Annotated in this window: 4 protein-coding genes and 2 pseudogenes; 1 reads left to right on the forward strand and 5 read right to left on the reverse strand. The window is 46.2% G+C overall.

All coding sequences use genetic code 11. The annotated features are described in order from the left end of the window. Positions 1–8: 8 nt before the first annotated feature. From E5355_RS19775 to E5355_RS02550, 4 genes and pseudogenes are all read right to left on the reverse strand, one after another. Positions 9–1,496, reverse strand: a pseudogene (locus tag E5355_RS19775) (beta-N-acetylhexosaminidase); the annotation flags it as partial. Between the two features lie 15 nt (positions 1,497–1,511). Beyond that, positions 1,512–3,833, reverse strand: a complete 2,322-nt coding sequence (locus tag E5355_RS02540) for a GH92 family glycosyl hydrolase (protein WP_136009052.1) — start codon at positions 3,831–3,833, stop codon at positions 1,512–1,514. Positions 3,834–3,855: 22 nt separating this feature from the next. Continuing rightward, on the reverse strand, positions 3,856–6,180 hold the full coding sequence (locus tag E5355_RS02545; RefSeq protein ID WP_136009053.1) for a glycoside hydrolase family 20 protein: 2,325 nt from the start codon (positions 6,178–6,180) through the stop codon (positions 3,856–3,858). 18 nt (positions 6,181–6,198) lie between these two features. Further along, positions 6,199–8,766 (reverse strand): beta-mannosidase, encoded by a 2,568-nt coding sequence (locus E5355_RS02550; protein WP_136009054.1) that lies wholly within the window; start codon positions 8,764–8,766, stop codon positions 6,199–6,201. Positions 8,767–8,930: 164 nt separating this feature from the next. Here E5355_RS02550 and E5355_RS02555 point away from each other — a divergent pair, with 164 nt between their 5' ends. Then, positions 8,931–10,994 carry a GDSL-type esterase/lipase family protein gene (locus tag E5355_RS02555; RefSeq protein WP_136009055.1) on the forward strand — a complete coding sequence of 688 codons (2,064 nt, stop codon included), beginning with the start codon at positions 8,931–8,933 and terminating at the stop codon, positions 10,992–10,994. A 192-nt stretch (positions 10,995–11,186) separates the two neighbouring features. Here the strand turns inward: E5355_RS02555 and E5355_RS02560 are convergent. Continuing rightward, positions 11,187–11,719 (reverse strand): annotated as a pseudogene (locus E5355_RS02560) (carboxypeptidase-like regulatory domain-containing protein); the annotation flags it as partial. Between the last annotated feature and the right edge of the window lie 36 nt (positions 11,720–11,755).

Below are 11,755 nucleotides of genomic sequence, written 5' to 3' on the forward strand. Positions count from 1 at the left end.
CAAGCAACTTCGGAAAGTGCCAGAATACGGGGATATATCATACTCTCATAATGTTCATCAGTAGGTATATACTCCGCCCACAAATTGGCCTGCACACCATATAGAAGTTTAACATCTTCCTGAGTAAACGAAGCGGGAACAGGATTATACGAATAGACCTTAGACAATGGCAGATAACCGCCTATTGCCTCTGGTTGCGAGTAAGGCGCGTCCTGATAACTGTCAAAATAGCAATATGCCCCCGGAGTCATCACAGCACGATGACCGGATTTTACGGCTTTTAGCCCTCCTTCTTCACCACGCCAAGACATTACGGTGGCATTGGGTGCCAAACCGCCTTCCATAATTTCATCCCACCCCAACAGTTTGCGGCCATGCTTGTTCAGAAATACCTCCATACGGTGAATGAGGTAACTTTGTAATTCATTCAGATTCTTTAATCCCTCATTCTTCATACGCTGTTGGCACTTAGGACAACTTTTCCAAGCCTGTTTGCCAGCTTCGTCACCGCCCACGTGGATATACTCGGAGGGGAAGAGTGCCATCACCTCTGTCAGCACATCTTGCAGAAAAGCAAATGTCTGTTCGTTGCCGACACAAAAATCCGCACTGGCATAAGGCTTTCCCTGACATGAAAGTTCGGGATAAGCCACCAAAGCTTCTTCCGAATGAGCCGGCATTTCAATTTCAGGTATAATGGTGATATGACGTTCTGCTGCATAACGCACCAGTTCACGAATATCCTCCTGGGTATAATAACCGCCATAAGCTTCAGGATCTGTTCCTTCGCAATATTTACGCCCATCGGGAGCATTCCACCACTTCTTCCAGATACTTTCAGGACGCCATGCGGCCAGTTCCGTAAGCCGGGGATATTTCTTGATTTCGATTCTCCACCCGGCGGCATCCGTCAGATGCAGATGCAAGCGATTGATTTTATAATATGCCAAAGCATCTATCTGCTTCATCAAGAACTCCTTGCTACGAAAATGCCGTGAGACATCAATCATCAAGCCACGATAGTCAAAACGGGGCGCATCTTCTATCCGGACGGCAGCCACTTGCCAAAGGTTCTCTCCGGCAGGTTCAGCCAACTGAAGCAAGGTCTGCAAGCCATAAAACAGTCCGGTATCCGTAGCTGAAGAGATAGTAATTCCCCCAATGTTCACATCCAGCACATACCCCTCTTCAGAAGAGACGCCTGACACCGGGCGTTTTTGGAGGAAAATCGTATTTCCTTCGGCGCGGTTCGCCACATATACTTTTCTGTTCAAAAAAGAAGGCTGGGAAGAGAGATAGGCTATCAGCCGTTCTCTCTCCTCTCCTTTCAGATTGGTATAAAATTTGGTGTCTTTGGTGATACAGAACATGCCGTTCTGTTGCTCCACTTGCCGCGGCACAGGAATGACTCTTTGCGCCGACAAACTTCCACAAAAAAGAAGAGCAGTCAACAGAAAGACACTAATTGTTGTTTTTGTAAAATACATATCAAACATGTTTAGCAAATTATACTATTCCGTCCCCCACTTTGTCGGTTGATTGGTCATCACCACTTGCAGGGTACCTCCCTCCATCAGTTGCTGATGGGTAAAATAAGGTTTCGACAACACCGTTCTGTTCAAAACGGCACTCTCAATATACTTGTTTTCCGCTGAGTTGTTTTGAACTACAATTTTAAACTCCTTACCCTGAGGCAAGCGGATTGTAATCGCATCAAACAAAGGACGACCGATGGAATATTCCGGATTACCAGGACAGAGTTGATAAAAACCCATGGCATTTAGCACATACCAAGCAGACATTTGTCCGCAATCTTCATTGCCGGAAAGTCCATTGGGATTGTTGAAATACTGGCTATGAAGCACACTATCCACCAAAGCTTGAGTTTTCCAAGGCTGCCCTACCTTATTATATAGATGCAGAATGTGATGGCTCGGCTCATTTCCATGAGCATACTGCCCTATCAATCCAGATATATCGGCAGAAGTCTGGTCACCTTCCAAAGTCGAGTCGGCAGTGAACAAGGAATCCAATTTGGCGATAAAGCCCTCACGCCCCCCCATTAGTTCTACCAGTCCTTCTACATCTTGCGGCACAAACCATGTCCATTGCCAAGCTGTACCTTCACAATAGTCATCTTCGCGGTGATTACTGGAACGGGGATTGAACGGAGTACGCCATTTTCCTTCCAGATCTTTTCCGCGCATAAAACGCACCCCCGAATCGAAATAATGACGATAGGAGCGACCGAATTCGGCATAACGATGCTGTGTAGCCGTATCGCCCAAGGCCTCTGCCAACCGGCTGATACACCAATCGTTGTACGCATATTCCAATCCTTTCGCCACCGATTCATTCTCTTTATCGCAAGGCACATACCCCAATGTATTCTTATAATATTTAGAAATAGGCATCAAAGCGGCATGTTTCAGGTAATCGGTGGTGGCGATGGGTGCCAGCGTATCATACTCGGCACTACGTAAACAAGCTTCCAAAGCCAACCGAGCATCAAATCCGCGGTCACCTTTCATATACGCATCTACAATAACCGGCACTGCATGGTAACCGATCATCGTACCAGTATAGTTACCAGCCAGTTCCCACATCGGCAAGATACCTCCATCCTGATACTGTTTCAACAAAGCATTGATGAAACGGACATTTTGCTCCGGCTCAATGATAGTGAGCAATGGATGCAGGGCACGGAATGTATCCCACAGGGAGAAAATGGTGTACATAGGCTTATCTGGCTCAGCAGTATGTATCTCACGATCCAAACCACGATACCGTCCGTCGATGTCGGTAAACAGACTTGGAGAAATACCTGTATGATAAAGTGCCGTATAGAACACGGTCTTCTGGTCAACATTCCCCCCCTCAATATCTATCTTACCCAAATACTCGTTCCAGTCACGACGGGCATCAGCCTTCACTCGCTCAAAGTCCCATCCCGGAATCTCTGCCAAATTTTTCTTTGCTCCTTCCCCATCTACCGAAGAAAGTGCCACCTTCACCAGCACCTGTTCATCCTTGTCTGTGGCGAAATGGAGCAATGCCTTCTTCACCGGCAAAACACGCTTTCCGTCCGGCTGAAGAATAGAATCGGTCAGAATATCGCACGTGAAAGGCTTCGAGAATACCGCTTCAAAATAAACATCGTGTCTCCATGCCCAACTGTTAGTATTCTTATACCCCCGCAACGTAGAATCATTCACCAATTCCAGAGAGAGAGCACGGTTGTACTGCCCTTGCAGGGAATAATCCAGGTCTAGAATAAAACCCGCCTCACTGCTTTCAGGAAAAGTATAGCGATGCAATGCTACCCTCGAAGTGGAAGTCAGTTCCGCTTTCACCCCGTATGTCTCCAAGAACACTGAATAGTAACCGGGAGCAGCCACCTCACTTTGATGACAAAACCGGGAAGCATAAGGTAATGTTTGGGCAGGAGAACCGCCCGTTGCGGCAAAAGAAACATCTGAAGAGACCACCTCTTCAGAAAGGACAGTTTGCTGCTTGCCTACAGTGGGCATCAATAGAATCTCACCATAATCGCCACACCCTGTTCCACTGAGATGAAGATGTGAAAAGCCATTGATTACAGTATCCGTATCATAATAGCCCGAACAAGCATCCCAACCGTAAATACGGGTATCAGGTCCCGGTTGTATCATTCCATTGGGAACAACAGCACCGGGGAACGTGTGTCCATGTCCTCCGGTGCCAATAAACGGATTGACGTAATCCGCATAATCCTTCTGTACGGCATTTGTGCCACAACTTGTAAGGAGTGCCCCGAAAGCCACTCCCCACAAGTATTTATCCACTAATTTCATCTTTCTGTTATCATTATTTCTTTTACTCGATTACAATCTCGTCAACAAACAAGAAACCGAAATTACCCTTTCCACCATGCCAAGCAGGAATAGAGCGTTCTGAAAGTCCCAAAACGTGTACATAACGGGTTTTTACGGGCGCAAAAGTCTGTTTATGCTCATACAATCCGTTACGATCTGTCTCCTTCATCTCCGGATACTCTTCAGAAAAGACTCTCGTAAAATTCTCCCCATCATCGGATACTTCAATAGTAATGCCACGCACATCAAACACCCAATCCCCCTTCTCTACACAAGTAGAGAAAGCCACACTGGATATTTCAGTAGGCTGCTGCAAGTCGATAGTCACATCCATATCATTGCGGTAGAAAGCAATCCAACGACCGGTCTTATAGTTACCATTACCTTTCAATCCGTCAGTTAAAGTAGATACGCCTTTAAACTCGTATTGTTTGTTCACCGGCTGGTTAGCCACGATGGATTTGCAAGTAGATTTGCTGAAAACCACTTTCTCTGAAAAGATGCGACTATTGCCCGAAGGGCGTACAGCTACTGCCTGGAGTATACAGTTTTCTTTGATGGAAAGCACACTATCGGCCACCGGAGAAGCGGAAGTGGGCTCCGTCCCGTCCAATGTATAATGAATGGGAGCATCATCAATCGTCTTCATACGTACCTCTACGACACCGGTCTCCGCATTAGCCTGGAAATCGGCAGTTACGTCGAACACATGCTTGGCATAGTTGTAACCCTCGGTCTGATACAGACTGATGAGTTGCGGCAAACGAGTCAGGAAGTTCTGGTAATCCTTCTTGTCAGCCTGGCTCCACTGTATTTCGCAGAGAGCTGCCCAGCGAGGCAATGCCATGTATTGCAACTGCGAGAATGTAGGAATGTATTCAGTCCAATGATTGGCTTGAACACCTACAATATATTTCTGTTCTTCCTGAGTGAGCGAACGAGGCATCGGCTCATAGCTGTAAACGCGTTCCAACGGCAGGTAACCACCAATGGCCATAGGCTCGTTCTCTGTATCCTTAGTCTGATAATAATCAAAGTAGAGATAAGTGTTCGGAGTCATAATCACATCATGATGTTGCTTGGCAGCTTCGATACCTCCACCTTCGCCACGCCAAGACATCACGGTGGCATTCGGCGCCAGACCACCTTCCAATGTTTCGTCCCAACCTATCATCTGGCGACCATGCGCATTCAGAAACTTTTCACCATGATTAATGATAAAGCTTTGCAGATACTCTTCCTTGCTATGCTTATCATCAGACTTGATGCCCAGAGCTTTGATACGCGCCTGGCACTTGGAACAAGATTTCCATTTCACCTTCGGGCATTCATCACCACCGATGTGTATATATTCCGAGGGAAATATATCTATTATTTCTGCCAAAACATCGTCAATGAAAGTCAGCACACTGTCATTTCCTGCGCAAAGCACGTTATCAGACACTCCCCAGATAGTCCACACGTCATACGGACCACCCGTACATCCCAGTTGCGGATAGGCAGCCAATGCAGCCTGCATGTGTCCTGGAAGGTCTATCTCAGGAACTACCGTAATATAACGTTCGGCAGCGTATGCCACAATTTCCCTTGCCTCCTCCTGCGTATAGAATCCTCCATAAGGCTTGCCGTCATATTCACCTGAATTATGGCCAATAACGGTTTCCTTTCGCTGAGAACCGATTTCAGTAAGCAACGGATATTTTTTAATCTCAATACGCCAGCCTTGGTCATCAGTGATGTGCCAATGCAAACGATTCATGTTGTGCAATGCCATCATATCAATGAAACTTTTCACCTCCTCCACTGTAAAGAAGTGACGGCTTACGTCAAAGTGAGCACCACGATAATCGAAACGGGGAGCATCACTAATTTCCACATAAGACAGCACAGGAGTACTGTTTTCCAATACGGGGATAGACTTACGCAACGTCTGAATACCGTAGAAGACACCCGCCTCGCTTGCACCCGAAATCACAACTCCTTCCGCATTTACTTTCAACTGATAAGCTTCCGGTTTTTCAACATCCGAAACCACCTGAAGCAAGATATTCCCCTTACCTTCAGTACCAGTTTCAATCTGATACACCTTACCAGTAGCCTTTTTCAGATAGCCAGCCAAATACTGAGCATTGCGCTGCATAGCCTCATTTCCTTCCGGATAAATAATTTTAACATTGTTATTCAATGCAAACTCACCATTGGCAGCCATCACTATTTCCTGAGGGATAGGAATCACTTGGTAATTCGCTGCTGTTTTCTCACCGGAACATGAACACAACCATCCGGTCATGGCAATCGCCGTTGCCATCTTCAATAGGTTTTTCATCTTGATATTTTTAAAAAATTAATAAGTTTCCCGTATATGCTTCACAAGAATTTCCGGATTTATACCTTTTTTTATTTCCGGAGAGGTAATCATAATTCGGTGTGTCTCTCCCGGCAATAAATCAAAGAAATTATCTGTAAAACGCGCACCTTGATAAGGTATTTGCACAAAAACGTCCTTCGCCAACTTTGAAGCAGACAGTGTCACTTCACACACACCGTCCTCTACGACCTTTATCTTACTTTTCACCATTGTTTGGGGTAAATCCAACTCTTTAGTGGGCGCAAAATAGTGAACATCACGCGCCACTTCCTTTCCATGCTTATCCTTCAAAGACAAGAGCAGATAGCACTCCTTACGCAGCTTTTCATCGGCCCATTCATCTAAATCCTTACCAAATACTTTCACAGAGCTATTGGCAGGAGCCTCCACTTTGACCGACTCCTGCTGTAGTTTCTTGCCGTTGAAATCCATCAACCGCATTTCTAAAGTCATACCTGCCGAATCTTCCAATTTATCAGAAAGCAGATAGACATTCAGATGCCCGTTCTCATGGACAGGATTAACTATCAACGGAGCAAACGCACGTTTCGCCTGGTAATGCAATGCTTTCCAATTACCATAATAATCAATGCCCGACCACGATACGACCGGCCAGCTATCATTCAGCTGCCAATAGAGCGTTCCCATGCAGTATGGGCGGTTGCGACGGTGCGCTTCAAAGCAATAGCGCATCCCTTGCCCTTGCAATACAAGACCGACATAAACAAAATCCTCAAATTTTTCGGGAACGATGAAATCACGTTCCATATAGGTACGTATCAAGTCATTGCCCAACGAACTCTTCTGATGGGCAGTCATTACTTCAGATTCTATCTCATAATCTTCGGGAGAAGCAAAAGTGGCGATGGTCTTCATTTCGGGGAACGACTCGAAACCGAACTCGCTCTGGAAACGTCCGATTTCCGTATCAGACGATTCAAAAGTTTTCTTGCCATACCAGATACCCCAGTTGTGGCTGTCACCGATATTCCAAGAATCAGGGCGTCCCCAATTGGAGAAATAAGGAGAAGTATGAACATAAGAGCGTCCCTCGTCCCACTCCTTCACTTTGGAAGGAAGCAGTTCGCGGAACAGTTTGTCATAGTTGCGGTAAAACTCCTCATATACCTCGGGAGTATAACGGGATTGCCATCCCCAATATTTCAATCCTTCCAATATTTCGTTGTTACCGCACCACATAGCCAAGCAAGCATGATTGCGCAGACGCTTGATATTGTAATCCACCTCCTCGGAAACGCGTTTCAAGAATACCGGATCAGCCGGATAAACGGTGCATCCGAACATGAAATCCTGCCATATCAAGATGCCGTTTTCATCTGCAAGGTCATAAAAGCGATTATCCTCGTAAGTGCCTCCTCCCCATACGCGGATAACATTCATATTAGCTTCTTTGATGTCACGGAACAGGGTAGCATAACGCTCGTCGGTCATGTTAGGCAGTAGAATGTCATTGGGAATAAAGTTGGCACCTTTGGCAAACATGGGGATACCATTCACTTCAAAGTAATAAGATTCACCATGTTCGTCCTTTTCATTCACCAGACGAATCGTACGGAGTCCGATACGATGATGTCCGGAAGCAACCGTCTTTCCCCGGCAGACCACTTGCGCCGTAAAATCATACAGCACTGGTTCTCCCCAGCCATTGGGCATCCAACGCACCGGATTCTTAATCTCTACAGGAATTTTCACATGGTTGATGCCAGGATTCAGCACTACCGACTGTTTGACGGTAAGGGGCTGTCCGTCCTTCAAAGAACAGGACACGATGATTTCGGCTTCCTCTTTTCCCGATGATATACTGTTTATCTCCAGCTCATTGGAAATCTCTGCCTGCCGGTCGGTCAGCGAAAGCTGTTTCACATGATAGTCATCAATAGTAGCCACATCATAGAAACACAACGTGACGGGACGCCAAATGCCGCTGGTTACCATACGGATTCCCCAGTCCCAGCCGTAGCTGTAAGGAGCCTTTCGGGTAAATACACTGAGCTTCTTATCTGAATGGTCATTGTCTGCCGGATAGTCAAATCCGTTCGACGCCCATTGCGGCAATGTCTCCTTGATAGGTGAACGGAAAAAGACATGCAGTTTGTTTTCTCCCTGACGGAGCACCTCTTTCACCGGAACGGAATAACCGACAAACATATTGTCCGACTTCAACAACAATGCACCGTTGAGATAAACGTCCGCATACGTGTCAAGCCCTTCAAAAGTCATCATGGCAGCTTCCCGCGAAAGCTGTTCTTCCGTCACGGTAAACGTAGTCTTGTATTCCCAGTCCTCATTCTCCACCCACTGAATATTCTTCTCATTCGTCCCGAAAAAAGGGTCGGGAAGCAATTGGTGATTCAGCAAATCTTGATGCACAGTTCCCGGTACAGTGGCCGACCTCCATTTATCGGTGCCCGCCTGAGAAAACATCCATCCCTGATTCAACATCAATACTTCGGAAGTATCATTAGCCTGAGCATTCCATAAGCTAAAACAAGCAATAAAAGTGTACAATAGTTTACTTTTCATATTATCGGATAAAAGATTTTACGCAAATATACTATTTATATATTTAAAAGCCACAGTCAATTAATATATTTTTTTAATTTACTTCTTGTATATAATAAAAACGCCACTTTAATCCAACATTTTCCTATCTTTGCTGAGGAAATATCAATCTTAAAGAAAATGCCATGAAAAAAATCATTCTCTATTCTTTGTTTACATTGCTCGCTTTGTATGCTCCGGCCCAGAAACGTATCAAAGTGGCATGTGTGGGAAACAGTATCACGTATGGCTACACACTGCCCGAACGTGAAACACAAGCTTACCCGTCACAATTACAACAAATGTTGGGTGATACCTATCAGGTAGGAAACTTCGGTAAATCAGGAGCTACCCTGCTTAACAAAGGACATCGCCCCTATATGCAGCAAGAAGAGTATCGACAAGCGATGGAATTTGCCGGCGACATTGTAGTAATTCATCTAGGCATCAACGATACCGACCCTCGTGACTGGCCCCATTATCAAGATGAATTTATCCGCGACTATCTAGCACTGATTGATAGTTTCCGCACCGTCCGTCCAGGCTGCAAAATCATCATTGCCAAACTGACCCCCATTGCTGACCGCCATCCACGGTTCGAATCCGGCACACGCGACTGGCACGGAGAAATCCAGCAGGCGATAGAAACCGTTGCTCGCGTAGCCGACGTACAACTGATGGATTTCGAGCAACCGCTCTACCCCTATCCTTTCCTCTTACCCGATGCCATCCATCCCAACCCCGAAGGTGCCAAGATTCTGGCACAAACCGTCTATTCTGCCATTACAGGCGACTATGGAGGTCTGCAAATGCCTATCACTTATACAAATGGAATGGTTCTGCAACGCGACCGTCCCTTGTTAATCAAAGGAAAAGCAAACGCCCATAGTAAAATAAAAGTAAAAATAGCCGGGCAGAAGAAAACAACCGAAACCAACAGCCAAGGATGCTGGCAGGTGACATTGGCTCCCCTAGCAGCCGGAGGGCCACACACCTTGAGCATCACAGACGGAAAAACCTCCTTATTATATAAGGACGTATTGGCAGGCGAAGTATGGCTTTGCTCAGGACAGTCCAATATGGAATTCATGCTGAAAGCCACCACTACTGCCGCAGAGGATGTCCCTGCCGCAACCGATGACCAGCTACGCCTATTCGACATGAAAGGCCGATGGCTGACATACGCCGTAGAATGGCCGGTGTCCGTACTCGACTCACTGAACCACCTGCAATACTACAAACATGCCCAATGGGAAAACGCCACTCCAGAAACAGCCCGTGACTTCTCTGCCATAGCCTTCTACTTCGGGAAAATGTTACGTGACAGCCTGCAAGTACCGGTCGGATTGATTTGCAATGCCGTAGGAGGTTCGCCCACCGAAGCATGGATAGAACGCAGCACGTTGGAATACCGGTTCCCTGCCATACTGAAACAATGGACTGGCAATGATTTTATCCAGGACTGGGTACGTGGCCGCGCTGCATTGAACATCAAAAAATCCAGCTACAAAGAGCAACGCCATCCCTACGAACCCTGCTACCTCTATGAGGCAGGCATCCGCCCCTTGGAAAGTTTCCCCATAAAAGGCGTCATCTGGTACCAAGGAGAGTCAAACGCACATAATTTCACCACACACGAAAAGCTGTTCCATCTACTTGTAGATAGTTGGCGCAAGAATTGGAACGACAAGCAACTACCTTTCTACTATGTACAACTTTCCAGCATAGACCGCCCTTCATGGCCATGGTTCCGCGATAGCCAGCGGAGAATGATGAATACCATCCCTGCAACAGGCATGGCTGTTTCCAGCGATCTCGGAGATTCGTTGGATGTGCATCCGCGCAACAAAAAGCCTATCGGTGACCGACTGGGACGCTGGGCATTGAACCGCACCTACAACCATACGCAAGTAGTGCCCTCAGGACCTATGTTCCGCAACGTGGAGTTCCGTAATGGTGCAGCATATCTGACATTCGACTATGGTGAAGGATTGCACAGTGCCGACGGTCAGCCTCTGCACACTTTTGAGGTGGCAGAAATTGACGGATTGTTTGAACCCGCCGTTGCCGAGGTAGAAGGAAACCACCTGAAGGTCTATAATAAAAACATCAAGAATCCACGCTACGTGCGCTATGGCTGGCAACCATTTACTCGCGCCAATCTGGTGAACGAAACAGGATTACCGGCTTCTACGTTCCGGACAGAATAGTATATTTATCCCTTTCCGCATCAATAAAGAAAAAGGCTACACTCTCCACACAAAAGGGGGTAGCCTTTTTTCTACCACTGGTATCAAACATTTATAAGCCATCAATTTTTGGGAACAAAAGAGACTCTCTGGCATATATCGACCTTGGTAAAAAGCAACAGGAAAAATATATGATTAACGTGAGTTCGAAATAATACTGGGTGATTCACCCGGCTGACCACTGGTGTCAACTACACGAAGCCCAGTAACTGAACCTTGTAAAGATTGTCCAACATTACTGAAAGCAGCATTTTCCAACACTTTGTTGCCCATTTTCGAGATAGCAGTTGTCAACGCAACACGTTTTTGCGAGTCCCCATAACCTACTACCACCACTTCCTCCAGTAATTCAGAATCCTCCTGCAAACTAATGTTAAGTAGTTTTTCATTCCAAACCTGTTCTACCGTTTTGTAACCCACAAATGAAATTTGGATAATGTCGCCTTCTTTCACACCGGACAAAGAGAAATTACCATCGATGTCGGTAATCACACCATTGGTACTTCCTTTTACTACTACCGAGGCACCGATAACAGGACCGAATGCATCATTTACCACACCTTTACAAACACTGCTCTGTCGCGTGGCATACACCCTGCTACATCAGGGTTTGCAGCATAAACCGCTCCTGTTGAGCCTCCCAACAAAAGCAGCATCATGCTGACTGTTCTGAATTGTCTAAACATAATAATGCAATTTAAGGTTCATAATAGGGTCTATAA

It is taken from the genome of Bacteroides muris (ex Afrizal et al. 2022) (assembly GCF_004793475.1).
In the GTDB taxonomy this organism is placed as follows: domain Bacteria; phylum Bacteroidota; class Bacteroidia; order Bacteroidales; family Bacteroidaceae; genus Bacteroides; species Bacteroides muris.

Bases quoted from the DNA above. Each gene is read 5' to 3' on its own strand.
- E5355_RS02545 (WP_136009053.1), bottom strand. From the start codon at position 6,180: ATGAAAAACCTATTGAAGATGGCAACGGCGATTGCCATGACCGGATGG.
- E5355_RS02550 (WP_136009054.1), bottom strand. From the start codon at position 8,766: ATGAAAAGTAAACTATTGTACACTTTTATTGCTTGTTTTAGCTTATGG.
- E5355_RS02540 (WP_136009052.1), bottom strand. From the start codon at position 3,833: ATGAAATTAGTGGATAAATACTTGTGGGGAGTGGCTTTCGGGGCACTC.
- E5355_RS02555 (WP_136009055.1), top strand. From the start codon at position 8,931: ATGAAAAAAATCATTCTCTATTCTTTGTTTACATTGCTCGCTTTGTAT.